The sequence below is a fragment of the Pseudooceanicola nitratireducens genome (genome assembly GCF_900109195.1).
GTDB classification, from domain to species: domain Bacteria; phylum Pseudomonadota; class Alphaproteobacteria; order Rhodobacterales; family Rhodobacteraceae; genus Pseudooceanicola; species Pseudooceanicola nitratireducens.
On the sequence record NZ_FNZG01000001.1, the window covers coordinates 1,228,826 to 1,253,614 of the forward strand.

Below are 24,789 nucleotides of genomic sequence, written 5' to 3' on the forward strand. Positions count from 1 at the left end.
TCGAATCGGGGAAGATAACGAGTTCTGCAAACATCGGACGGGGCAGCAGCATGATTCTGCGCAAGGCAAGACCCAAGCAGGTGGACACGGACGTCCAGCCGAAGGGTTTTGATGACTATGAGCTGAAGCTGGGGGATCTCATGCGGGGCGAACGCGCCACCATGGGGAAATCCCTGCTGGATGTTCAACGGGAACTGCGCATCAAGGCCTCCTATATCTCTGCGATCGAGAATTGTGACCCCGAAGCCTTTGAAACCCCTGGGTTTATCGCGGGCTACGTGCGGTCCTATGCACGCTATCTGAAGCTGGATCCGGACCGGGCCTTTGCCCAGTTCTGTGCCGAAAGCGGTTTCGCCACCGCCCATGGCATGTCCGAGGAAGCCTCGGGCGTGAAGACCCGCGCGCCGGAACCGAAGAAAAAGCCGATCGGGGCCGATGCCCTTGGATCCTCGACCGCCTTCCTGCCGGAAAAGGAAAGCTTTTTCAGCCGGGTCGAACCCGGTGCCCTGGGGTCGGTCGCCGTGTTGGTCGCCCTGATCGCGGCACTTGGCTATGGCGGCTGGTCTATCCTGACCGAGGTGCAGCGCGTGCAATTCGCGCCCGTCGAACAGGCCCCCGATGTGCTTAGCGACCTGGACCCGATCCAGGCCGTGCCCGGTGGCACCCTGCCGACCGCGCCTGAACTGGTCTCGACCTCGCCGCGCGCCAACGAAGGGCTGGACCGCCTGTATCGTCCGCAGGCGCTGGACGTGCCGGTGCTGGTCGCGCGCGATGCGCCGATCTCGACCCTGAACCCGAACGAAGGCGGGGCCTTTGCCACCGCCGATGCCTCGGACCCCGTGGATACTTCGACCGCCGAGGATCGCGCCGTGGCCGCCGCCCTGGCTGGCCTGGCGCAGGAAGACACCGCACCGCAAAGCACCACGCCCCGCGTGACCGAAGCGGTTGGCCCCGGCGTTACCCTTGTGGCCGTGCGTCCCGCCTGGGTGCGCGTCAGCGCGGCAGACGGGTCGGTGATCTTTGAAAAGATCCTGGACGCGGGCGAAGAATACCAGGTGCCGCTGACCCAGGAACCGCCGCTGCTGCGCGCGGGCATGTCCGGGTCGATCTACGCCTCGGTCAACGGAGAGCTGCGCGGCCCGCTTGGTCCCGGCACTTCGACCATCCGGGGCGTCGCCCTGACCTCCGAGGCCGTGACGCAGGGCTATGCCGTGGCCGATCTGACCACCGATCCGGTGGCCGAAAAGGTCATGCTGGCCAAGGCACGCCAATTGGAAGTCCCGACCGAATAAACGCCCGGTCCCGTCCAGGCAAAGACATCATCCCGGCACCGCAAGGTCGCCGGGATTTGTCTTTCCTCGCGCGGACGTGAGCCGCAGACCGCCGCCCGACAGCCATTGCACCGCCACGCCGCATTGCCCCGGACCGCCTGTCGCGCTATGCCTCGGCCAACAGCGCAGATCCGAGGCCCCAATGTCCCACAATCCCGTGCGTCCCTGGCGTAACATCGACCGCCGCAAGAGCCGCCAGATCATGGTCGGCAACGTGCCCGTTGGCGGCGATGCCCCGATCTCGGTCCAGACGATGACCAACACCGATACTTCGGACGTGGCGGCCACCGTCGCCCAGGTGCAGCGCGCCGCCGAGGCCGGGGCGGATATCGTCCGCGTCTCGACGCCCGACGAATCCGCGACCCGGGCGCTGAAAGAGATCGTGCGCGAAAGCCCGGTGCCGATCGTGGCCGACATCCATTTCCACTACAAACGCGCGATCGAGGCCGCCGAGGCCGGGGCCGCCTGTCTGCGGATCAACCCGGGCAACATCGGTGACGAAAAGCGCGTGGCCGAGGTCGTGCGCGCCGCCAAGGACCATGGCTGTTCGATTCGTATCGGCGTGAATGCCGGGTCGCTGGAAAAGCACCTGCTTGAGAAATATGGCGAACCCTGTCCGGACGCGATGGTGGAATCCGGGCTGGATCACATCCGCATCCTGCAGGACCACGATTTCCACGAGTTCAAGATTTCGGTGAAGGCCTCGGACGTCTTCATGTCTGCCGCCGCCTATCAGCAGCTGGCCGATGCCACGGACGCCCCGATCCATCTGGGCATCACCGAGGCCGGCGGGCTGATGTCCGGCACGATCAAATCCGCCATCGGTCTGGGCAACCTTCTGTGGATGGGCATCGGTGACACCATGCGCGTGTCCCTGTCCGCCGATCCGGTGGAAGAGGTGAAGGTTGGTTTCGAGATCCTGAAATCCCTTGGGCTGCGGCACCGCGGCGTCAACATCATCTCGTGCCCGTCCTGCGCCCGCCAGGGGTTCGACGTCATCAAGACGGTGGAAACGCTGGAAAAACGGCTGGAGCACATCAAGACGCCCATGTCGCTGTCGATCATCGGCTGCGTCGTCAACGGCCCCGGAGAGGCGCTGATGACCGACGTCGGCTTCACCGGCGGCGGAGCGGGGTCCGGCATGGTCTATCTGGCGGGCAAGGCCAGCCACAAGATGTCCAACGACCAGATGATCGAACATATCGTCGAAGAGGTCGAGAAGAAGGCCGCCCAACTGGACGCCGAGGCCGCGCAGGACGCCGCCGAATAATAGACCGAATAAGTCACCTCAGCGCCCCTAGCGGCGCAGGTGCTTTTCCAGAACGATTGCGGGCATGGCCCCGCGCAGGATCAGCCCCGGCAGCACGTAGGACGGGGCGACATCCAGATCCAGCGCGGCAAAGGCCTGCGCCTCCATCTCCGGGGCGGGGCGCAGCATGCGATCCTGAATCCAGCGGTTTTCCGTCAGAACCTGCGCCATGGCGTCCTCGTCCGGTGCCGCCAGAAGTTTCAACCGCGCGGCGTGATAGGCGTCCGGCCCTTCGCGATCCAGCAGCGACAGAAGCAGCTGCGCGGGGCCGGTGGCCTCGGCAAAGCGCGCCTCGACCCTGAGGTCGGGGATGTCTTCGATCAGCTTGGTCAGATCCTGCCAGCTGCGCGCGCAATCGGGGCAAGGAAAGCGATCAAAAACCACCAGCGTGACGCGGGGGCTGTCGGACCCGATGCCGCGCGCCGTCGGTTGAAACAGCGGTGCAAGCTGATCCAGCAGGGCGCGATCTGCCGCGGCCTCTTCGCTGAATTGCGCCGCCTCGGGGCGCAGTGCGGCGATCACTGGGGTTGGGTCGGCCAAAAGCGCCGCGCGCACCTCTGCGCCGAAAGCCGCGCGGTCGGCGGCCGAAAGGTCCAGCCCTTCGGCCTGGGCGGATCCGGCGACCAAAGCCGCCAGAACCCATGTTCTGAATAGAAGGGTCACCCTTCGCGCTGCTCTTCCACGATCTGTTCCATCGCGTTCAGCGGCACGTAGCCGCGCAGCAGCTGATCGCCAAAGACAAAGGTCGGCGTGCCGTTGATCTGCAGCTTCTGCGCCAGGTCGTGGTTGGCACGGATGGCGGCATCGACCTGCGGATCCTTCAGTGCGGCGACGATCGGCTCCGGGTCCAGACCCAGGCTGGCGGCCAGACGCGACAGCGCCGCCGGTTTGGTCGAGCCGCGGTATTTCATCAGCGCCTCGTGCATCAGGTCATAGGCCTCGTCCCCGGCGGCGATCTTGGTCGCCACGGCAAAGCGTGAACTGTCCAGCGACGCCTGGCCGAGGATCGGGAACTCCTTGACGATAAAGCGGATATTGCCGTCAGCGGTGATCAGTTCCTTGACCTCGTCAAAGGCCTTGGCGCAATAGCCACAGCGGTAGTCGAGGAATTCGACCACCGTCACGTCGCCCTCGGGATTGCCACCGACCCAGGAATAGCCGTCGTTGAAGATCGCATCGGCATTGTCCGAGACAAGCGTCAGATCGGCGTTCTCCTGCGCGGCGGCATTGCGTTCTTCCAGCACCGCGACCGCATCCAGGATCACCTGCGGGTTCTCCATTAGATAGGCGCGGACTTCGGCGCGGAACGCCTGCCGTTCGGCATCGCTCATTTTGGTCAGGTCCAGCGCCTGCACGGGGGCGGCCATCAGGCCGATCAGGGCAAGGGGGGCGAGGCGGGTCATGGCGTGTTCCTTGAGCATCAGGGTCATTCAATCGTCTACAGCATTGAGCACATCCTGCGCCCGCCGCCAACCAGGAGAGCCGCGCGGCAGAAGGTCTGCCGCCCGCTGTGCGAGGATTTTCGCTTCTTTCTGCCGACCATGCATCGCGTGACGTTCGGCCGTGACCATATTGGCCATGCCGGTCTGTCCCAGCTGGGCATAGGCCTGTCCCAGATCGCGCAGCGCAAGGTCGTTGCGCCAGTCGCGGGCGGTGGATGTTTCAAGCAGGCTGACGGCCTGTTTCAGCCGCTGTTGCCCGCCCAGAGCGATCAGGGACCGGGCATAGCCGGCCATGATCAGCGTGTTCTGCGGCGCGCGGTTGAGCGCCCGCCCATAGGTCTGCGAAGCGGCGGCCCAGTTGCGGCTTTCCATCAGGATCTGCGCGCGCAATTCGTCATACAGCGGATCGCCAGGGCGGGCGGATTGGGCGCGGTCCATGGCCGCCAGCGCCTTTGCGGTCTGGTTGCGTCGGTGCAGCGCCACGGCCTCGCGCATGGCGCGCACGTCCGGATAGGGGCTTTCCTTCATCCGCTGGAAGGTCCACTTGGGGTTGCGGATAAAGGCCGACAATTTGCCCTTGGCCCGGTCGAACCAGTAATCGGCATTGGGATCGGGCTTGGCCACCTTGCCATAGCTGACGGCCAGCGCCTTGATCTGGCGCAGCCGGTCGCGCGACAGCGGATGCGACTGGGCGTAGATGTCCTGACGGTTGGTGGGAAGCGCTTCCTGGCCCGCGAAAAGCTCCATCACCGAGACGGCGCCGGCGGTATCGACCCCGGCGGCGGCCATGTAGCGGATGCCGGATTGGTCGGCGGCGGATTCTTCGGCCCGGGAATGGCCAAAGAACACCCGCTGCGCGGAGGACGCGACACCAACGGCGATCCCGCCCGCGGCCCCGGCATTGCCTGACAGCGCCCCGGCGGCGACCGACAGCGCGGCCCCAAGCGCCATGGCGTTGCGCGCGGACTGGCGGTTGGCATAGCGGCGGGTCAGATGGCCGTTGGCGATATGCGCGGCCTCATGGGCGATCACGGCCTGAAGCTCGGACGCCTTGGTCAGCCGCAGGATCATGCCGGAATGGATATAGATCGCCTCTCGGTCCAGGACGAAGGCGTTCATCTGGTTGTCCTGCACCACATAGATGCCGACCCGCGACGGGCTAAGCCCCGCAGCCCGCAGCACCGGCGCGGCCAGCTGTGTCAGCGCATGTTCGATATCGGGATCGCGCACCAGGGATCCGGCCGCGACTGTGCGCGGCAGCAGGGTCGCAGCCAGCGCCACGGCAAAAATAAACAGGCGGAGGAAGGGCCTCACATTGTGCTCCGATCCTTAGGTGCTAATAGTCTCAGACATGCAGACACGGGTTTCAAGACGCGGGGATGTCGATCCCTTCATTGTGATGGAAATTCTGCGCCTAGCCGCGCAGGCCGAGGCCGCGGGACGGCACGTGATCCACATGGAGATCGGCCAGCCCGGTACGCCCGCGCCCGAAGTGGCGCGCGCCGCGCTTGGCACGGCCATGGGGCAGGGATCGCTTGGCTATACCGAAAGCCTGGGGCTTCCGGCGCTGCGCCAGCGGATCGCGGGCCTGTATCGCGACTGGTATGGCGTGGACCTGGACCCGGACCGGATCCTGGTTACGCCGGGGTCCTCGGGCGGCTTCCTTCTGGCGTTCACGTCGCTGTTCGATCCCGGCGACCGCGTCGGCATCGCCAATCCGGGGTATCCGGCCTATCGCCAGATCCTGAAGGCCCAGGGGCTGGAGCCTGCGCTGATCACCACCGACCTGGCCGACGGCTATCAGCCGCGCCCAGACCAGATCGAAGGCGCGGGGCTGGACGGTGTGCTGATCGCGTCGCCTGCAAACCCCACGGGCACCATGCTGGATCATGACGCGCTGAAGGCGCTGATCGAGGCCGCAGAGCGGTCAAACACCGCCTTCATCTCGGACGAGATCTATCATGGGCTGAACTACCAGGGGCGCTGTACCTCGGCGCTGGAGATCACCGACAACGCCTTTGTCATCAACTCCTTCTCGAAATACTTCTCGATGACCGGATGGCGGGTCGGTTGGATCGTCGCCCCGCCCAACCACATCGACCGCGTGAACAAGCTGGCCCAGCACATGTTCATCTGTGCGCCCCATGCCAGCCAGATCGCCGCCCTTGCGGCGCTGGATGCGGCGGATGAGCTTGAGGCAAACCGCGCCACCTATTCCCGCAACCGCGACATCGTGCTGAAGATGCTGCCCAAGGCCGGCATCACCCGCTTTGCGCCGCCCGATGGCGGGTTCTACGTCTATGCGGACATCAGCCATTTGGGTGACGACAGCCTGACGCTGGCCCGCGCCCTGCTGGACGAGGAAGGCGTGGCCGTCACCCCGGGGCATGACTTCGACCCGGTGCGCGGTGGATCAACCTGGCGTCTGTCCTACGCCGCATCGACCGCGGATGTGGAAGAGGGAATGGCGCGCATCGCCCGGTTCACGGAGCGACGCGCGCGCTGATCTGTCAGCCAGGGCCGGTCGGGCCCTAGCGGAAAGGTTCGTCCAGGCGCAGCAGGCGCTGGTGGAACTTGGGCAGCTGATCAAAGGGGATCAGACCACCGTTCCGCGCCGTATGGCGGATCGCGGACAGGTTGGTGCCCAGGTGTTCATAGACCGTGCGTTCAACCCGGCGGCTGCGGATGGTTTCCCGCACCGACCGCGCCGAATAGCCTTCCAGGAAATGCCCATCCATCGACGGATAGCGGGACAGGAACTGGTAGGAACAGGTGATCGACCCGCGCCGCGCCGCTATATTGGCAACCCCTTCTTCCTGCAGCAGGAAAATGCCGCGGAATTCACGCGCGGGGCCGGTCGTGGGCAGGCCCTGCTGCTCCATCGCGTCCTTTGCCTCGTATCCGCGCAGGAAGGTGTAGCCGTCTTCGCGGAAGACCAGCAGCATGCCCATCATCGCAACGGTGTCGTCGACGAAGGACCGGCGCGAAAAGCGGTACAGCCCCGAGGGCACCGTTTCTTCGGGCACGTTGGTCGAGTTCTGGCCAAGGAATTCACGGATCGACGGATGGTTCAGCAGTTCGCTGTTGCCATCGGGAATGGCATCCACCGGTTCCAGAAGGATCCGCGCATCCTTGTTGAAGAATTCGCATATTCGATGAAGCACGTCAGGCCGGGGAAAGCTCTCTCCCGAAAGATACCTGTTGTACTGTGTCCGGTTGATCCCAAGTTCGCGGCACAGGCCCGCGATCGACGGATATTGCGAACTAAGCTGACGCAGGTTCGCGCCAAAGATGTTCCTGATCCCGGCCGGATCCATCGGAACCTGTCGGTTGATATTGGCAGCTCTGGACAATGCCTCGCTCCGCTTCTTCTTGTCTTACCTTCCTTATGACGCCATTAAGCGCCAAAATCAAACCTGATTGACGTTATTTGGCGTCAGTGGATGCACCATATAGCGACAGGTCTTAAAATGCACGACACAATTTGCCGGTAAAATGAACAGGATTGGGAATTTGCGGACGCTACTCGCTCAACCACACTGGGGTGGGAGCAAAATTTTTCCGGAGAAACAGATGTTTGGCGTCGTTCTGTGGAGCAATGGGGTCAGTGGTAAGGCCGTGATCTGGTGTGAGGACCAGGGCGATCTTGCCTTCATGAACATGCGGGATGACCTGGCCGAGGGTACGGCCGAGGTCTCGCCCGGAGATCTCTTGCGATTTGAACTATTTACGGAAGAGTCGATCCGCCGCGCGCGCAACGTATGCGTGATAGAAACGCAGCACGCACCGGATCTGGCAGACGCGCTTGAGGGCGTGGATGCCGTTTCCAGGGCGACGCAACGTCAAGCTGCGCCCTCTGGTCAAATTGTGTGCGAACCGGCAACAATCCTGCCATTTCCGGGCGGATCTGTTCCGAATGCGCATCAGGCCGGGTCCGACAAACAACAACAGCGCCACATGGGCGCCGTTCTGGCCTGAGCTGATTCAGGCAATTCAATGAACTGGAATTCCAGGGGCGGGGGCTCTCTTGGATCCGGGCCTGGATGCGGGGGACCGAACCGGTCCCCCGCGTCCTTCACCCAGGTGCTGGCCCCGTGCGGTGACCTTACGCCTCGGCCCCGCGCGACAGGGCGGCGACGCCCGTACGCGCCATTTCGATCAGCCCCAAGGGGCGCATCAGGTCCGCGAAGGCGTCGATCTTGTCCGGCGCGCCGGTGATTTCGAAAACAAAGCTGTCCAGCGTGCTGTCCACGACATTGGCGCGGAAGATATCGGCCAGGCGCAGCGCCTCGACCCGCTTGTCGCCGCCGCTGGCGACCTTGAGCAGCGCCAGTTCACGCTCGACCGAGGGGCCCTCGACCGTCAGATCATGCACTTGGTGTACGGGGACGATCCGGCCCAGCTGCGCCTTGATCTGTTCGATCACCTGCGGCGTGCCGCGGGTGACGATGGTGATGCGCGACAGATGACCCAGATGGTCCACCTCGGCCACGGTGAGGCTTTCGATATTGTAGCCCCGACCCGAGAACAGGCCGATCACGCGGGCCAGAACGCCGGCTTCGTTGTCGACCAGAACGGCCAGGGTGTGGGTCTCGACCTGGTCCGAGAAGTTGGGGCGCAGGTTGTAGGCCGAATGCTTGTTCGAGCCCTTCTTGATATGTAGTGCGTTCATTTTGGTTCGTCCTTGCTGACGGGCGTTGGTCCGGTGGAAGGGCGGCCCCTTGGGCCGCGCCTTCGATGGGGCGCAGGGCGGGGCAGGCCCGCCCGTCGCGCGTTACACCAGAACCGCGCCTCCCTCTTTGATGGCGTCCTTGGTCGAAGCGTCGCCAAGCAGCATCTTGTTGTGCGGCTCGCCCGACGGGATCATGGGGAAGCAGTTTTCATGCTTCTCGACCAGGCAGTCGAAGATCACCGGACCGTCGTAGTTGATCATCTCCATGATCGCGTCGTCCAGGTCGGCAGGATCCTTGCAGATGATGCCCTTGGCCCCGAAGGCCTCGGCCAGCTTGACGAAATCGGGCAGCGCCTCGCTCCAGGACTGGGAATAGCGTTCGCCGTGCAGCAGCTGCTGCCACTGGCGCACCATGCCAAGCCGTTCGTTGTTCAGGATGAACTGTTTCACCGGCAGGTTGAACTGCATCGCGGTGCCCATTTCCTGCATGTTCATCAACCACGAGGCCTCGCCGGCCACGTTGATCACCAGCGCGTCACGATGCGCCATCTGCACCCCGATCGAGGCCGGGAAGCCATAGCCCATGGTGCCCAGGCCCCCGCTGGTCATCCAGCGGTTGGGGTCTTCGAAGTGCAGGTACTGCGCGGCCCACATCTGGTGCTGGCCGACCTCGGTCGTGATATAGCGGTCGTGATCCTTGGTCAGCGCCTGAAGACGTTGCAGCGCGTACTGCGGTTTGATCACGCTGTCCGAGCCCTTGTAGGTCAGGCAGTTGACGGCGCGCCATTCCTCGATCTGTTTCCACCACTTGGCGACAGCTTCGGAATTGGTCTTGCGGCCGCGGGCCTTCCAGACCTTCAGCATGTCTTCCAGCACATGGGCCACGTCGCCGACGATCGGGATATCGACATGGATCACCTTGTTGATCGACGAGGGGTCGATGTCGATATGCGCCTTGCGCGAATTCGGGCTGAAGGCGTCGATCCGGCCAGTGATCCGGTCGTCAAAGCGCGCGCCGATGTTGATCATCAGGTCACAGCCGTGCATGGCCATGTTCGCCTCGTACAGCCCGTGCATGCCCAGCATGCCCAGCCATTTGTCACCCGAGCCGGGATAGGCCCCGAGGCCCATCAGCGTCGAGGTGATCGGGAAACCGGTCGCCTCCACCAGTTCGCGCAGCAGCTGGCTGGCCGCAGGGCCAGAGTTGATGACGCCGCCGCCGGTGTAGAAGATCGGTTTCTTCGCCGTCTCCATGGCTTCGACCAATTCCTTGATCGTCTCCATGTCGCCCTTGACCTGCGGCTGATAGCGGTGCTGCGTCGCCTTGGTCGGGGGCGTGTAGCTGCCATTGGCGAACTGCACATCCTTGGGGATGTCGATCAGCACCGGGCCGGGGCGGCCGCTGGTGGCGACGTGGAAGGCCTCGTGCAGGGTGGCGGGCAGGGCGTCGGTGTCCTTCACCAGCCAGTTGTGCTTGGTGCAGGGGCGGGTGATGCCCACGGTGTCGGCTTCCTGGAAGGCGTCCGAGCCGATCATGAAGGTCGGCACCTGGCCGGTCAGAACCACGATCGGGATCGAGTCGAGCAGCGCATCCGCAAGCCCGGTCACCGCATTGGTGGCCCCGGGACCCGAGGTGACAAGAACGACGCCCGGCTTACCGGTCGAACGGGCATAGCCCTCGGCCGCGTGCACCGCGCCCTGTTCGTGACGCACCAGGATGTGCTGAATGTCGTTCTGCTGAAAGATCTCGTCATAAATGGGTAGGACCGCGCCGCCCGGATAGCCGAATACGGTGTCGACGCCGTGATCCTTCAGCGCTTGCACCACCATTCTTGCACCAGTCATCTGCCGTGCCATCGTGTCTCTCCATCTCGCGGCGCTGTTGCGCCCATCTTCGATTGCCTAATCCACAAACAAAAAAGCCCCCGGTGGTTTTCCGGGGGCGCATGGGGTCCTAATCAGGTTCCGGTGTTACCGGCCCATGCGCCTTACTCCTACGATGACGACTAGCGTTGCCATGCCCGAAGGGCCTCCTGATCATTGGTAATGGATGATTATGGCCTTGGTGCACCAAGGTCAACCGCAATTCTGCGGCTAAAATGTCGCGTATCGGTCAAAATCTTTGCGAAAGTTGCGTGACGTGGCGGCATTGCGAAGGAAATGGAAATTTGCGTGGTTCGGCCCGCTGTCTGCCTGACCTTTGGGCAATCTGCCGGGGCTTTGGGGGAGTCTCTGATCGGGCAGGGCAGTGCCCGGCCCGATCATGGCGCAGCGGCTGGCCGCGGACCCGATGGTCCCGGCGGGGCGGATGCTGGCGGGGTCAGTCGATCGGCGACAGAAGCTCGGGCGCGGTGACAAGGGCGCGCACCCCGTGGGAGTGGTCTTCTTCGAAGACGTTCCCCTCTAGCGCCCATTCGTAGATCGAGGTGATATCGACCCGCGCACAGCGGGGGCGCACCGACCATGTCACCTGAAGGGGGGAGCAGGTCGCCTGATCGTACTTGGGCCCCGTGGTCGATCCGGCGAAGACCACGGGCGTGCCGGTATCCAAGGGCAGGCTGCGCGGCTGCGACCGCCCCTCGACCTGGTGGCCGCCATGGGCAAAGGCCATGAAGTCCAGCGCATGGGGATCGTTCACCACCAGGAAGACCTGGGATTCCACCCGCAACGTGGGATTGGCGCAGGCCGGTGACAGGCAGGACCCAAGGCCTGGGCCGGGTGACACATCGCAGGAGGAATAGACCCAATGAACCTCGATCGTGTCGCCGGGTTTCACCCCGTCAAAGGTGCCGTGACCAAAGGCGGGATCCTCAAGTTCGGCCGGGGTCAGCTGATCGGCGTTGTTGCAGATGTAACCGCCGGCCCCGGAGGAGCCATCCGTCACGGCAGCAGTCATGAAGCCGGGGCCGCGATGTTCGGCGTTGGTGTGCATGTGGATATTGCACAGGTTCATCTGGTCAGGTGGCGGCGCGGCGGGAAAGCGGACGGGATTTCGTCCCTGGGCGTTCCCGATATCGCGCGGCGTCTGGGGGCCGAACCCCTGGCACAATGCGCCCGGCGCGGCCTCCGACACCGGGGCGGGGGCAGGCGTATCCCCGGCCGCGAGGCCCGGCAGGGGGAGACAGGACAGCATCAGGGCAAGTACCGACAGTTGCGACAGAATCTGGGGCGGGATCATCCGATCCTCCTCTTTCGGGTAGGTAGGAGAAGCCTATCCCCAAGTCCTTTCCAAAAGATGAAACCGACACGTATTTTTCCCATAGTCTCAATAAATAAGGGGCAAAAGCTATTCCAGGTCACCCGCGGCGGCTAACCATACGGCAGCGTCAAAGAAAATGTTTGCGCTCGCTCACGGCATCTGTAGGTTTGGGCCACTAAATAAGGCCGGGAGACCTGTTTGGGGAGAGCCGGCCAGATTGATCTGTTGGGAGGAAACAAGATGGATCGTCGTTCTTTTCTGAAAACTTCTGCTCTGGGTGGCTCTGCAGCTGCCGCGACCACGCTGGCCGCGCCTGCGATCGCACAGGGCAACACCACGCTGACCATGGTCACCACCTGGCCGCGCGGCCTGGCAGGCGTCTGGGATTCGGTCGAGCGTTTTACCAATAACGTCAACACCATGTCCGGCGGCACCCTCACCATCGACCCCAAGGGCGCAGGTGAGCTGGTCGGCGCGCTGGAAAGCTTCGACGCCGTGACCTCGGGTCAGGCCGACATGTACCACGGTGCAGACTACTACTGGGTTGGCCAGCACCCCGCATGGGCCTTCTTCACCGCCGTTCCCTTTGGCATGACCGCGCCGGAAATGATGGTGTGGTACTACGCTCAGGACGGCATGGCGCTGCACCACGAGCTGGGCGAAGTCTTCGGTATCAAGGGCTTCATTGCCGGTCAGACCGCCGCACAGGGTGGCGGCTGGTACCGCAACGAAATCAAGTCGGCAGAAGACTTCAAGGGTCTCAAGTTCCGTATGCCCGGCCTTGGCGGCAAGGCGCTGGCCGAATTGGGCGCATCCGTGCAGAACATCCCTGGCGGCGAGATCTACCAAGCGCTGTCCACCGGCGCGCTGGACGGCACCGAGTGGATCGGCCCCTGGTCGGACGAGAAGTTGGGCCTGCAGGAAGTCTGCGACCACTACTACCCCGCCGGCTTCCACGAGCCGGGCGCGGCGCTGTCCGTCGGCTGCAACCTCGACGTCTTCAACGGCCTGTCGGCCGAGCACCAGGAGATCATCAAGGTCGCCGCGGCAGATGCGCATCAGCACAACTACGCGGTCTTCATCGCCAACAACGGTCCGGCGCTGCAGCGTCTGAAGGACGGCGGCACGCAGATCCACCAGTTCTCGGACGACGTGTGGGATGCCTTCGGCGCGGCCTCCAAGGCGGTTCTGGACAGCTCCATGGATGATGAGCTGTTCGCGAAGATCCGCAACTCGGTCGACAAGTCGATGGCAGCGACCGCAGGCTGGGTGTCCCAGTCCGACGGCACCTACACCGCACAGCGCGCCCGTGTGACCGGCGCCTGATCGGCTGTAACATCGCTAACAAGGATGCGCGCGTATTCCGCGCGCATCTGACGTTCCGGGGGATGGGACATGATTGACGCGCTTTCATGGCTGTTTGGCCATATCGGGCTGGGATTCTACCACTTCTTCTACGCCGTGACCCATCCTGGGCTTTGGCTGGACTGGTCGAACAAGGAAAGCCTGCTCCGCTTCGTGTACTACGGCGGATCCACTGAATTCTTCTTTGTTCTCTTCGACATATTCCTGGTTCTTACAGTTGCCGGCGTGATCTTCCGCCGCTTCATGTGGGGCATGGTCCGGGTGCTCGAAGGGTTTGCGAACTTCGTCGGGCGCGCGGCCGCCTGGGCGGGTCTGATCATGGTCGGTCAACAGATCATCATCATCTTCCTGCAATCCATCTTCCGCCTGGGCGAGATCACCATGTCGCCCTTCGGCATCGGCTTTGCCCATTCCGTCACCTGGTACGGTGAAGGGCTGAAGTTCTGGAACGCCATCGTGGTCGGGCTCTGCGTCAGCTATGCCTTTGTTCAGGGCAGCCACGTCCGCGTCGACCTGATCTATTCGGGCGTCAGCCACCGGGCGAAGAAGGTGATCGACATGTTCGGATCGCTGTTCTTCATGATCCCCTTTGCGGTGCTGGCCTGGATGTATTCCTGGTACTTCCTGTGGCGGCACCTGATCACGCCCAAGGTCTCGGCCAGCGACAAGCTTGAGCTGATGCTGCGCAAATCCAAGATCGTGAAATGGAACGTCGAACGCACCGGGTTCAGCCCGGATGGCTTCGATGCCTATTTCCTTTTCAAGATCCTCATCCTGTCCTTCATCGCACTCGTCTTCCTGCACGGCATCGCGTTCTTCTACCGGTCGCTGCTGGAGTTCATCGAGGGCGAGGAAGCCCAGGACAAATACCTCGACCGGGACACCCTGGGCGCAGGTGAAGAAGCCTATGAAGGCACACACTAAGGGGGCAGGGGCATGTTGTTCGGACTAGACGGCGTCGAAATCGGCCTGATCATCGTATTCCTGTCTCTGTTTGCAGGAATTCTCTCGGGCTTCCCGGTGGCTTTTGCCATTCCGGGTGCGGGCCTGATCTCATTTGCGGTCATCGCCTGGCTGGATAGCCAGGGACTGCTGATCCACCAGGCCATCGACCAGGGGTCGGCGGCCTACAAGGAGCTGGTGAACTCGGGCATCCACCGCGATGCCATATCGCACTTCCGATATCCTGAACTTCCGACGGTCGGGGTGCCGGTCTTTGACCGCGGCTGGGAAGTCGCGATGGACAGGAACATCAGCTTCATCGTGAACCGGATGAATGAACGGGTCTTCGCGGGCCAGTCGATCGAGACGCTGCTGGCGGTTCTGATGTTCGTCCTGATGGGCATCACGCTGGAACGGTCGAAGATCGCCAACGACCTGCTGACCACCATGGCGCGGGTCTTCGGCCCGCTGCCCGGCGGCCTGGCCGTGTCGGTTGTTGTCGTGGGGGCCTTCCTCGCCGCATCCACCGGCATCGTCGGCGCCACGGTCGTGACCATGGGCCTGCTGTCGCTGCCCACCATGCTGCGCAACGGCTATTCGCCCGAACTGTCGACCGGCGTCATCGCCGCGTCGGGCACGCTTGGGCAGATCATCCCGCCGTCGATCGTGATCGTTCTGCTGGGTACCCTGGCGGGGGATCTGTATTCCGCCGCGCAGGAAACCCGCGCACAGAGCTTTGGCTGTACCGATGCGCTGACTTACCTGGGCCGTCCGGCCGTGGTCTCGGTCGGGACGCTGTTCCAGGCGGCGCTGCTGCCCGGCATTCTGCTGGCCTTCCTCTATGGGGCCTATGCCTTCGGCTATGCGCTGTTCAACCCGTCCAAGGCGCCAGCCGTCCATATCGACGACACCGACGGTGAGGTCATCACCCGCGCCGAGGGGCTGACCTGGTTCCTTGCGGTTCCGGTGATCATCATCGCGGGCCTTGTCGGGGCCGGGCAGACCGGTCTGATCGGGGCACAGGACGCCACGGTTTCGGCCTATACCCAGGTCGAGCGTCTGGATGCCCTGCGCACCAACGTGAACGAACAGTGTCAGGCGGCGATGATCGACCTGCACGGTCAGGAACGTTGGGATGAATCGGTCGCCGCCCGCAAGGCGCTGGCCGACAGCGGCGGCAGCGAGGAAACCCGCGAACTGACGCCCGAGGAACTTGAGGCCGCACGCGCCGCCAAGATCGCATCGGCCGCGCCGATCGGGTCGGGTGTTGCGACGCTCTTTGGCATGGTCCTGCTGACGCTGGCGGTGGCCCGGGGCGTGAAGCCCTCGGCCCCGGTTGGTCCGCTGGCCATCGGCGTGCTGGGCGTGGCCCTGGCCTTTGTGCTGGATGCCATGTTCATCGGGCCGCAGGCCACGGGCGGCACCAAGGTGCTGATCCTGGCGATCCCGCTGGCCATGTGCTTCTGGTCCATGCGTCACGCCGTGGCCCGCATGGCCGAAAATGACTTGATCCGCGTGGTCTTCCCGCCGCTGGTTCTGATCATCGCCGTGCTGGGGTCGATCCTGGGCGGCATCACCAACCCGACGCCCGCCGCGGCGCTTGGGGCCGGTGGTGCGCTGATGCTGGCGGCCTACCGCAAGCTGAAGGACGAAGGCAAATCCGGTCAGATCATCATCTGGGCAACCCTTGCCCTGGCGGTGCTGATCCTTGCAGGCGTCAACTTTGACCTGCGGATGAACCAGGCCGAGGTGACCTTTGAAGACAGCGTCGCCTTCGTGGTCGCCTATGGTGCCTACACTCTGGCGGCCATCGCGCTGATCTATGCCTGTATCGTGCTGTATCGGAACGGGGTTCTGACCCCGATCGTGCGCGAAACGGCCAAGGTCACCTCGATGGTCTTCACCATCCTCATCGGCTCTCAGCTGTTGAACCTGGTGGTGATCTCCTTCGGGGGCGAGCATTACATCCAGCAGTTCCTGCGGTCGTTCGACAACGAATTCACCGTCTTCCTGCTGGTGATGCTGGTGCTGTTCATCCTGGGCTTCGTGCTGGATTTCCTCGAAATCATCTACATCGTCGTTCCGATCGTCGGCCCCGTCATCTATGGCGGCAGCTTCGATCCGAAATGGGTGACGATCATGATCGCGGTGAACCTGCAGACGTCCTTCCTGACCCCGCCGTTTGGCTTCGCGCTGTTCTATCTGCGCGGTGTCGCCCCGGCGTCGGTCACCACGGGCCACATCTATCGCGGCATCATTCCCTTCGTGCTGATCCAGGTTCTGGGTCTGGCGCTGCTGTGGTTCCTGCCGTCGATCGTCACCATCGTGCCGGACCTGATCGGGAAGTAACCCGATCAGGCCGCCCCTGGCCCCTGAAGGGCCGGGGGGACCTGCAAACGCGAAAGGCCCTGGAGGATCCTCCGGGGCCTTTTGTCATTCCGATGATGGTCCTTTGCCGGGCAATAGCCCTAGCGGCGCGGCGACCGCAGATCGGGAAGCGAGATATTGGCGACCTGTTCCGCGATCGGATCGGTCTTCAGCGGATGGCGTTCGGTGTCGTAATCGGCCGGGTCGCGCATCGGCACCCATTGGCCGCCCACGTACAGCTCAACCCCTTTGAACTTGGCCTTATAGCCCATCTTGGGCGATCCGGGCACCCAGTAGCCCAGGTAGACATACGGCAGGCCGGCTTCGCGCGCGATCTCGATATGGTCGAGGATCATGTAGGTGCCCAGGCTGTCCGCAGTCCGGTCGGGATCGTAGAAGGAATAGACCATCGACAACCCGTCATCGAGAACGTCCGTCAGCGCCACGGCGGTCAGCCGGCGGTCGGCGTCCTTTTCCGGGTCGTTGTATTCGATGACTCGGCTGCGGATCGGGGTTTCCTCGATCATGGCGGCGAATTCGAAGACGTCCATGTCCGCCATGCCGCCATCGGCGTGGCGTTCATCCAGGTAGGTGCGGAACAGGTCGTATTGTTCCTCGGTCGCCCAGGGCGAGGTCGCCTGACGCACCAGACGCTTGTTGCGGTTGATCGCACGGCGCTGGCTTTTCGTCGGCGCAAAGGCTTCGACGTCGATGCGGGCGGACAGGCAAGCCGCGCAATCCGCGCAGGACGGGCGATACAACACGTTCTGTGACCGGCGGAACCCCTGCTTGGACAGCGTGTCGTTCAGCTGCGTCGCGCCTTCTCCGGTCAGAGATGTGAACAACTTCCTTTCCATCCGGCCCTCGAGGTAAGGGCAGGGCTGCGGGGCAGTTACATAGAACTGCGGGGTCAGCGGAAGCGTATGGCGCATAGGGGCAGGATTGTTGGCAGAGTCTTTGTCAAAGACGATACATAGTGCGCCCGGCATGTCAAAGGAAGAGCAGGGATGCAATTGGGTTAAGGCGGAAATCTACGGTTTTCCACAGCTTACACCCCGTTCTGCCAAGGGATGCGACCGTTCGGCGCACACGCATAGGATGAAATGCGACACGCCCGGGCAGGTTCCGGGCGTGTAAAGTGGTTTATTGTTTCAGAATCGGCATCAGTAGGCGGCGCGGCGATTGATTGCCACCGTGCCCAGAACATTGTCCGTCAGGCCCTGGGACTTCGCGCCCATCAGCATCATCACGATCGAAACAAACTGTAGAAACGGGAAGGCGAGCGACACGGTATAGCCAAGCGTGTGCAGGAAGGCCGTCGCGCCGTCGAACTTGCGGCCGTAGCCGTCGCGCATCTCGACCGCCATCAGGCGCATGCCCCAGGTGGCCGATCCGCTGGCCAGGGTCATCCAGCGATAGAGAAAGCCCAGCACCAGGAAGAGGAAGGGGAAAAAGAAGATCCCCGTGAAGGCCGTGAAGGGCAGGGCCAGCAGCACAACGCCCAGGATCACGATGCAATCCACCACCCAGGCCAGAAGCCGCTTCACCGGGATGTCGGCGTAGAATTCGGGTTGGTGATAGGGATCGGGAATGGTCCAGGTCTCGGCGGTCATGGTGTGTCTCTTTCTCTCCTGTCCTTGGGACGGGTTGAACGGGGGATTGGCTGGCATCGGAAGGGCTGGGGGCCGCACTCTGCGGCCCCTGGCGGTCATGATATGGGATCAGGCGTCTTCTTCTTCACGGGTTTCGGCCTGATCGCGGGCCTTTTTCGCACGGTCGTCCATGAACTGGTCGAATTCGGCCTTGTCCTTGGCTTCGCGCAGGCGGTCCAGGAAGCTTTCGAACTGTTCCTGTTCCTCTTCCAGGCGGCGCAGCGTGTCGGCCTTGTAGGCGTCGAAGGCGGTGTTGCCGCTGGATTTCATCGCGGCCATCCCGGACCGGCGCATTTCATAGCCACGGGCGTGGCGGGATTGGCGGCAGGATTTGCTGAACATGCGTTTGCTCCAGATCATATAGGCAAGAATGGCAAGGCCGACGGGCCAGACAAAGATGAAACCCAGCACCATTGCGGCGATCCAGGCCCCTTTGCCCTTACTGTCCAGCCATGCCTCGGACTTGGCCAGCCAACCCATGTGGCGGGTGTCCTGACCTTGATAGGCAGTTGCGGTGGCGGGGGTCATGTTTGTGCTCCTTTGCGTGTCAATGTGAATGCTTTTCACATTACACAGATTGGCACTGCGACCCCGCCCCGCAAGGGGTTATGTGAAAGTTTTTAACATTAATCGTATTTACTGCGTAAAATCAGCAGCTTGCGCGCCGGAAATTTCCGGAAGATCGGCGGGATCCATACCAAAAACATGGTGCGGGGTGCCCGCTGCGGCCCAGATCCGGTCGAATTCCAGCAGGCGGGGATCGATCCAGGCGCGGATCGGATTGATGTGTCCCACGGGCGCGACTCCCCCGATGGCGAACCCGGTCTGCGCCCGGATCAGCGCCGCATCGGCCTTGGTCAGAGGCTCACCCGCCACGGCGCTGGCCTTGTCGGCATCCACAAGATTGCCTCCGGCGGTCAGGAACAACAGCGCCTCGCCGCTGGTCTCTCCGGCGAAGATGATCGACTTGGCGATCTGGTCGATGTGACAGCCAACCCCATCCGCGGCCTCCTGCGCAGTGCGGGCGGCACCCAGCTCCTGGATTTCGGTTTCGATCCCGGCTTCGGTCAGCGCGCGGGCCACGCGTTTCATGCTCTTGCTCATGGGGCATGCATGACCCATCCGATCCCCATTGACCAGACCCCGCGGGGGCGCGAATGTCCGGGCATGAGCTTTGCCGATAGACTGACCCGCATACCCCGCCCGCATGATCCCGAACGCGCCGCCGACGCGCGCGCGGCGCTGCCGCTGGAGGGGCCCTTGGGCGAGCTGATCGGCGGGGCCGGCGGGTCCAGCCCCTATCTGTTGTCGCTGATCCATAAAGAGGCCGAGTGGATCGCCCCCGCGCTGCGTGATCCCGAAACGGCCCTGGCGCAGGAATTCGACCGCCTGCGCGCCGCCGACCCGACACAGATCGGCACCGCCCTGCGCCAGGGCAAGCGCCGTGTCGCGCTTTTGACCGCGCTGGCCGATCTGGGCGGGGTCTGGCCCCTGGCCGAGGTCACCGGCCGCCTGACGGAATTTGCCGATCTGTCCGTTCAGCTGGCCCTGCGCGCCGCGCTGGCCCCGTTGATCCGTCGTGGCAAGCTGCCCGGCAAAACCGAAGCGGACCTTGATAAAGGCGCTGGAATGGTCGTTCTGGCCATGGGCAAGATGGGCGCAGGAGAGCTGAACTATTCCTCGGACATCGACCTGATCTGCCTGTTCGACGATGGCCAGTTCGACCCGGACGATCTGGGCGATGCCCGCGCCACCCTGATCCGCGCCACCCGCACCATGGCGCAGACCCTGTCGGACATCACTGACCAGGGCTATGTCTTCCGCACCGATCTGCGGCTGCGGCCCGACCCTTCGGTCACGCCGGTCTGCCTGTCGATGGATGCGGCCGAACGCTACTATGAAAGCCTGGGCCGCACCTGGGAACGCGCTGCCTATATCAAGGCGCGGCCCTGCGCCGGGGACATCGCCGCCGGAGAGGCGTTCCTGTCCAACCTGCGCCCCTTCGTCTGGCGGCGGCACCTGGATTATGCCGCGATCCAGGACGCCCACGACATGCGTCAGGCGATCCGCGACCACAAGGGGCACCACGGCAGGATCTCATTGCCCGGGCATGACATGAAACTGGGGCGCGGCGGCATCCGCGAGATCGAGTTCTTCGCCCAGTTCCATCAGATCATCGCCGGCGGCCGTGACCCCGATCTGCGCATCCGCCCGACCTGCAAGGCGCTGGACATGCTGGCGACACGCAAATGGATCCCCCGCGACATCGCCGAAAAGCTGGCTGACCACTACCGCGTGCTGCGCGATGTCGAACACCGCATCCAGATGGTCAACGACGCCCAGACCCACGCCCTGCCGCAAAGCGACGACGGCATCCGCCGCATCGCCGATCTGTCGGGGCAGGACTTCGACAGTTTCCGCAAGGATCTGCAGGCCCGGCTGGAAGAGGTCCACGCCCTGTGCGAAGGCTTCTTCGCCCGCGAGAAAGAACCAGAGAGAGAGGCGATCCCCCAGAACGCCCCCGAGGTTCCCGCCGAGCTTGTGACCCGCTGGCGCAGCTATCCCGCGCTGCGGTCGTCGCGTGCCCAGGCGATTTTTGACCGACTGCGGCCGCGCCTGATCCAGGCCCTGTCCCGCGCCGCCAAACCTGACGAGGCGCTGCAGGCCTTCGACGGCTTCCTCGCCGGGTTGCCCGCCGGGGTTCAGGTCTTTTCCCTCTTCGAGGCCAATCCGCAACTGATCGATCTGATTGCCGACATCGCCGGAACCACGCCCGACCTGGCGCGCTATCTGTCGCGCAATGCCTCGGTCTTCGATGCGGTGATCGGTGGCAGTTTCTTTGGCGACTGGCCCGGGGGCGATGCGCTGACCGCGGATCTTTCGGTCACTTTGGCGGCGGAAGAGGATTACGAACTGCGCCTGGACGCCGCCCGCCGCTGGCAGCGCGAATGGCATTTCCGCGTCGGCGTGCATCACCTGCGCGGGCTGATCGCCACGCCCGCCGCCGCCGCCCAGTACAGCGACATTGCCGATGCGGCGATCCGGGCGCTTTGGCCCGTGGTGCAGGACAATTTCGCCCGCCGTCACGGACCCCCGCCGGGTAACGGAGCGATCGTTCTGGGCATGGGCTCCCTGGGCGCACGGCGGCTGAACGCGCGGTCGGATCTGGACCTGATCGTGATCTACGACCCGGCAGACGTGGACAGTTCTGACGGGAAACGCCCGCTGCCGACTCGTGCCTATTACGCCCGCCTGACCCAGGCGCTGGTCACGGCCCTGTCGGCCCCGACCGCGGAGGGGCGGCTATATGAGGTCGACATGCGCCTGCGCCCCTCGGGCAACCAGGGGCCGGTCGCGACCTCCTGGACGGCCTTCCGGGACTACCAGGAAAGCCAGGCCTGGACTTGGGAACACCTGGCGCTGACGCTGGCCCGCCCGGTCGCCGGCCCAAAGGCCCTGTCCGACCAGGTCGAGGCCTTCCGCTGCGATGTCCTGTCCCGCCCGCGCGACACCGATGCCCTGCGCCGCGACGTGGCCGAGATGCGCGCCCGCATCGCCCAGGCCAAGGGCGAAGGCGGCCAATGGGAGATGAAGCTGGGGCGCGGCCGCATGCAGGACATCGAACTGCTGTCCCAGGCGGGCACACTGGCCTCGGGCACCTCGGGGTCCGATGTGGCGACGGGCCTGTCCCGCGCCGCCGCCCAGGGCTGGATCACGGAAGAGGCCGCCGGGCAGTTGACCCAGGCCTGGACCCGGTTTTGGTATATGAACCTGACCGCCAAACTGCTGACGGATCAGCAGCTTGCCCCCGAGACCCTGGGCAAAGGCGGGTGTGAGCTTCTGCTGCGCGAGTTGCAGGCAGATGATATTGACCGCCTCGGCGCCGATCTGGCAGAGCAGGCCATCAAGGCCGCCGCAGTGATCGATGCGGCCCTGGCAGACGGGACCGACCCAGACGGAGAAGACGATGGCTGAGACGACAAGCACCCGGGGCCCCCGGGACGACAACGACCCCAAGGGTCTGATCCGCGAAGCCTATCGCATCGACGGGATCAGCGATGCGGAATGCCGGTCGATCCTGATGGACTGGGCGCTGAGCCTGGCCGACGGCGCATCCCAGCAGCAGGCGCTGCAGCACCTGGTGGCCCGTTACGGGGCCGAGACGCCGGACCACCCGATGACGCAGCTTCTTCAGGAAGGCCAAAATGCGCTGATGCCCCAGGGCCGGCGCGGCGGTCGGGCCGGGCGGCTGCACTGATATCGGGATCTCTGATTGGCTGGGGTCTTTAGTTGCCCGGCGCTCTGCATCGGGTAGCTTCTGTCTCTGGCCTATTTCTGCTTTGGTAAACATGTCGCCCGGCACTCGCAGATCACGCGAACCGGCTGCCCTGGTCCTGGGCGAAGACCCGCCTGCGACAGCAGGGCGCGGCAGAAGGGCGTGACACATCGCATTCCTGCGATATGATCCTGGTACTTGCGGGGTATCGCCCCGCAGGAAAGGATATGACCATGCCCAAGCTGATCCGTCTGTATATTCGCAATGTCCTGATCGGTTTCGGGATCTCGGCCATTTTCGTGGCCGCCCTGATCGCGTTTGACGTGGCCGGTCTGCGCCACCTGATGCTGGGATCAAGCGCGGGCTGGATGGCCATCGCCATGATGTGGTTCGCCAATGGCATCGTCTTTGCGGGCGTTCAGTTCGGCCTTGCCGTCATGGCGCTGAGAGAGAGGGACGACACCCCGCGCGGTGGCACCCGCGCCCCTTTGGCAACCCGCATTCCCGCCCCGGTCCGCGCCAACTCTGCCACACCTCGCGTACGGCGCTGACGGGCCTTCGCCCGCGCGTCTGGAAACGCGCTGCTGGCCGCGCGGCCACTCTGACTGCGGCCGCTATCGAGTGTGACGGTATTTCGTTCAGCTGCTTTTTGGGGTGGCGCTGAACAAATCCAGCGCTTCCAAATGCAACGTGTTTCCAGGGAAGGAAACGGCGGGCCCGCACGCAGCCGTTTGGGTGACGCATTCCCGAGGACCTGTATCTACAGGTGGGCACCGGGTAACCAGACCACGGTCCGGACAGAGCCAGCTCCCTCGGATTTGCTTAAGGCCACCGGAATGTACCCGTTCACGAGAAGGGCAGCACCCGCCTGATCCCCAGATAGTCCCGGGCAGGGCGCGGGGCAAGGGGGGCCTTGCGAATTGGTTTTTGTTTCGTGAAACGGGGCGGATTGGTGCCGGTGTCGGGTGCGGCGCCGGTAGAGATTGCCAGAGGCAATCGCGCCTGCGGCGGGCGGGGCGCAGGTGGAAAGGTCTGTGCGTTTTCGGCTAGGGGCCCGGGAGCGGGGCGGCGATCTGGTGAGGCTTTGGGGCGGTGGTCAGGCAGTGGCGAGGCTTCCGCTTTGGGCGTGTCGACGGAGCGGGAGGCACGGGGTCTGATTGGCATTTTTCTGGGGGCAATGCTTGCGCAGACCTGAGAGGATTGAAGGACCTGCCAGAATTCTTCAGTCAACTTTGAAAACGAATGTGGGACATGAAGATCCCAACTTGGCTGGGGGATTTTCCCGAAGAGATGCGCCGCGGTTGCGGGCGGCGGTCCGTTAGCCTGGGGAAATGCAAACGGCGCAGCAGGAAGGGAGCCCAGTCTAACCGTGGCCTACTGTGCCCCTAACGCGAAAAGCTGCGGCCCGTTTGGACTTCGTTCCCCATCCCAAGGAAGAGTGCAGATGCCGAAGGTAGCAGGGGGCGCTGCCCCCTCGGCGGCAAAGCTGAAGCTTTGACGCCGATCCCCCGGGATATTTTTGAAAACCAAAGAGGGTGAGGGCTGTGCTTCGGAGTGAGCGGGCGGCGCTTTTCTTTTGAGCGTTGCGCTTGGACTAGGGCGTTCTGCGGATGCGGCGGGTGAGGCTTCGAAGGGACGGCGGATCAGGTGCCAGAGGGTTTGGCGTAGAGCGACTTGGCCAGTTGGGAGTAGCGCGGTTTCTCGCGGGTCCAGAGCGGGCGGTAGGGGGTGAGCCAGGCCTCGATCTCGCGCAGGCGGGCGGGGGCGAGCTTGCAGGTGCGGACGCGGCCGGACTTGCGCGACGTGATCAACCCGGCCTCTTCCAGCACGGTGATGTGACGCAGGAAGGACGGCAGCGCCATGTCGTGCGGGGCGGCGAGGTCCGAAATCGGCGCGGGGCCGGAGGCAAGGTGGGCCAGCACCGCCCGGCGGGTCGGATCGGCAAGGGCCTGGAAGAGGGCGTCGAGGGTGGGGTCTTGCTTAGTCATGGGGCTAAGTATCATTGATAATTGGTTAGGGGAATGGCTAAGTTTCTGGTGGCGTTTTCGTTGGGTGGGCGGTTGCAGAACGTTGTATGTGAAATGTGCGTAGAGGGCTTTTTTTATGGGTTGCCGTGAGGGTGCACGCGGGGCATGCATTCTCAGGGCTCAGGGCTCAGGGCTCAGGGCTCAGGGCTCAGGGCTCAGGGCTCAGGGCTCAGGGCTCAGGGCTCAGGGCTCAGGGCTCAGGGCTCA

General features: G+C 63.9%; 22 protein-coding genes. 10 read left to right on the top strand and 12 right to left on the bottom strand.

Features of this window, described 5'->3' with window-relative positions:
* The first annotated feature begins 50 nt into the window (after positions 1-50).
* Together BMX99_RS05700 and ispG are read left to right on the top strand one after the other, a co-directional pair.
* Positions 51-1,292, top strand: a complete 1,242-nt coding sequence (locus BMX99_RS05700) for a helix-turn-helix domain-containing protein (protein ID WP_093448303.1) — start codon at positions 51-53, stop codon at positions 1,290-1,292.
* Between the two features lie 181 nt (positions 1,293-1,473).
* The gene (gene ispG, locus BMX99_RS05705) at positions 1,474-2,601 is read left to right on the top strand and encodes a flavodoxin-dependent (E)-4-hydroxy-3-methylbut-2-enyl-diphosphate synthase (protein WP_093448305.1); all 1,128 of its coding nucleotides are present in this window, start codon (positions 1,474-1,476) and stop codon (positions 2,599-2,601) included.
* A gap of 27 nt (positions 2,602-2,628) precedes the next feature.
* Here ispG and BMX99_RS05710 read toward each other — a convergent pair whose 3' ends face one another.
* From BMX99_RS05710 to BMX99_RS05720, 3 genes are read right to left on the bottom strand one after another with little or no spacing between them, the layout of a single operon-like run.
* Positions 2,629-3,303: a thioredoxin domain-containing protein gene (locus BMX99_RS05710; protein WP_139199437.1), complete on the bottom strand. Its 675-nt coding sequence runs from the start codon at positions 3,301-3,303 to the stop codon at positions 2,629-2,631.
* Entirely contained in the window at positions 3,300-4,043 is a 744-nt protein-coding gene (locus BMX99_RS05715) for a DsbA family protein (protein ID WP_093448519.1), read from the bottom strand. The genes BMX99_RS05710 and BMX99_RS05715 overlap by 4 nt, the downstream gene beginning before the upstream one ends.
* A gap of 27 nt (positions 4,044-4,070) precedes the next feature.
* The gene (locus BMX99_RS05720; protein WP_093448309.1) at positions 4,071-5,396 is read right to left on the bottom strand and encodes a M48 family metalloprotease; all 1,326 of its coding nucleotides are present in this window, start codon (positions 5,394-5,396) and stop codon (positions 4,071-4,073) included.
* 85 nt (positions 5,397-5,481) lie between these two features.
* Between BMX99_RS05720 and BMX99_RS05725 the strand changes: the two genes are divergently transcribed.
* Complete coding sequence (locus BMX99_RS05725) at positions 5,482-6,588, top strand: pyridoxal phosphate-dependent aminotransferase (protein ID WP_093448311.1); 1,107 nt, start codon at positions 5,482-5,484, stop codon at positions 6,586-6,588.
* A 25-nt stretch (positions 6,589-6,613) separates the two neighbouring features.
* On the opposite strand, the gene BMX99_RS05730 is transcribed toward BMX99_RS05725, so the two are convergent.
* On the bottom strand, positions 6,614-7,435 hold the full coding sequence (locus BMX99_RS05730; RefSeq protein WP_315855920.1) for a helix-turn-helix domain-containing protein: 822 nt from the start codon (positions 7,433-7,435) through the stop codon (positions 6,614-6,616).
* Between the two features lie 220 nt (positions 7,436-7,655).
* On the opposite strand from BMX99_RS05730, the gene BMX99_RS05735 reads away from it, so the two are divergent.
* On the top strand, positions 7,656-8,060 hold the full coding sequence (locus BMX99_RS05735; protein WP_093448313.1) for a hypothetical protein: 405 nt from the start codon (positions 7,656-7,658) through the stop codon (positions 8,058-8,060).
* 127 nt (positions 8,061-8,187) lie between these two features.
* Here the strand turns inward: BMX99_RS05735 and ilvN are convergent, their stop codons facing one another.
* The 3 genes from ilvN to BMX99_RS05750 all read right to left on the bottom strand — a co-directional run bounded on the left by ilvN (position 8,188) and on the right by BMX99_RS05750 (position 11,932).
* Positions 8,188-8,754, bottom strand: a complete 567-nt coding sequence (ilvN, locus tag BMX99_RS05740; protein WP_093448315.1) for an acetolactate synthase small subunit — start codon at positions 8,752-8,754, stop codon at positions 8,188-8,190.
* Positions 8,755-8,856: 102 nt separating this feature from the next.
* A complete protein-coding gene (locus BMX99_RS05745; RefSeq protein WP_093448317.1) occupies positions 8,857-10,611 on the bottom strand; it encodes an acetolactate synthase 3 large subunit in 1,755 nt (584 codons plus the stop codon).
* Between the two features lie 463 nt (positions 10,612-11,074).
* Positions 11,075-11,932 carry a delta-class carbonic anhydrase gene (locus tag BMX99_RS05750; protein ID WP_170848773.1) on the bottom strand — a complete coding sequence of 286 codons (858 nt, stop codon included), beginning with the start codon at positions 11,930-11,932 and terminating at the stop codon, positions 11,075-11,077.
* A 261-nt stretch (positions 11,933-12,193) separates the two neighbouring features.
* On the opposite strand from BMX99_RS05750, the gene BMX99_RS05755 reads away from it, so the two are divergent.
* The 3 genes from BMX99_RS05755 (at position 12,194) to BMX99_RS05765 (ending at position 16,609) form a co-directional block, all read left to right on the top strand.
* Positions 12,194-13,279 (top strand): TRAP transporter substrate-binding protein, encoded by a 1,086-nt coding sequence (locus BMX99_RS05755; protein ID WP_093448319.1) that lies wholly within the window; start codon positions 12,194-12,196, stop codon positions 13,277-13,279.
* Between the two features lie 69 nt (positions 13,280-13,348).
* The gene (locus tag BMX99_RS05760) at positions 13,349-14,242 is read left to right on the top strand and encodes a TRAP transporter small permease subunit (RefSeq protein WP_093448321.1); all 894 of its coding nucleotides are present in this window, start codon (positions 13,349-13,351) and stop codon (positions 14,240-14,242) included.
* 12 nt (positions 14,243-14,254) lie between these two features.
* The gene (locus BMX99_RS05765) at positions 14,255-16,609 is read left to right on the top strand and encodes a TRAP transporter large permease (RefSeq protein ID WP_093448323.1); all 2,355 of its coding nucleotides are present in this window, start codon (positions 14,255-14,257) and stop codon (positions 16,607-16,609) included.
* Between the two features lie 119 nt (positions 16,610-16,728).
* Here BMX99_RS05765 and BMX99_RS05770 read toward each other — a convergent pair whose 3' ends face one another.
* The 4 genes from BMX99_RS05770 to BMX99_RS05785 all read right to left on the bottom strand — a co-directional run bounded on the left by BMX99_RS05770 (position 16,729) and on the right by BMX99_RS05785 (position 19,383).
* Positions 16,729-17,559: an arginyltransferase gene (locus tag BMX99_RS05770; protein WP_093448325.1), complete on the bottom strand. Its 831-nt coding sequence runs from the start codon at positions 17,557-17,559 to the stop codon at positions 16,729-16,731.
* Positions 17,560-17,790: 231 nt separating this feature from the next.
* On the bottom strand, positions 17,791-18,240 hold the full coding sequence (locus tag BMX99_RS05775; RefSeq protein WP_093448327.1) for an RDD family protein: 450 nt from the start codon (positions 18,238-18,240) through the stop codon (positions 17,791-17,793).
* Between the two features lie 108 nt (positions 18,241-18,348).
* On the bottom strand, positions 18,349-18,807 hold the full coding sequence (locus tag BMX99_RS05780; RefSeq protein WP_093448329.1) for a DUF2852 domain-containing protein: 459 nt from the start codon (positions 18,805-18,807) through the stop codon (positions 18,349-18,351).
* A 108-nt stretch (positions 18,808-18,915) separates the two neighbouring features.
* Entirely contained in the window at positions 18,916-19,383 is a 468-nt protein-coding gene (locus tag BMX99_RS05785; RefSeq protein ID WP_093448331.1) for a YbaK/EbsC family protein, read from the bottom strand.
* Positions 19,384-19,446: 63 nt separating this feature from the next.
* Here BMX99_RS05785 and glnE point away from each other — a divergent pair, with 63 nt between their 5' ends.
* The 3 genes from glnE (at position 19,447) to BMX99_RS05800 (ending at position 23,106) form a co-directional block, all read left to right on the top strand.
* Positions 19,447-22,254 (top strand): bifunctional [glutamate--ammonia ligase]-adenylyl-L-tyrosine phosphorylase/[glutamate--ammonia-ligase] adenylyltransferase, encoded by a 2,808-nt coding sequence (gene glnE, locus BMX99_RS05790; protein WP_093448526.1) that lies wholly within the window; start codon positions 19,447-19,449, stop codon positions 22,252-22,254.
* Positions 22,247-22,537 (top strand): hypothetical protein, encoded by a 291-nt coding sequence (locus BMX99_RS05795; protein ID WP_093448333.1) that lies wholly within the window; start codon positions 22,247-22,249, stop codon positions 22,535-22,537. Before glnE ends, BMX99_RS05795 begins: the two co-directional genes overlap by 8 nt.
* 251 nt (positions 22,538-22,788) lie before the next feature.
* Complete coding sequence (locus tag BMX99_RS05800) at positions 22,789-23,106, top strand: hypothetical protein (protein WP_093448528.1); 318 nt, start codon at positions 22,789-22,791, stop codon at positions 23,104-23,106.
* A gap of 1,092 nt (positions 23,107-24,198) precedes the next feature.
* On the opposite strand, the gene BMX99_RS05805 is transcribed toward BMX99_RS05800, so the two are convergent.
* On the bottom strand, positions 24,199-24,543 hold the full coding sequence (locus tag BMX99_RS05805) for an ArsR/SmtB family transcription factor (protein WP_093448335.1): 345 nt from the start codon (positions 24,541-24,543) through the stop codon (positions 24,199-24,201).
* Positions 24,544-24,789: the final 246 nt, after the last annotated feature.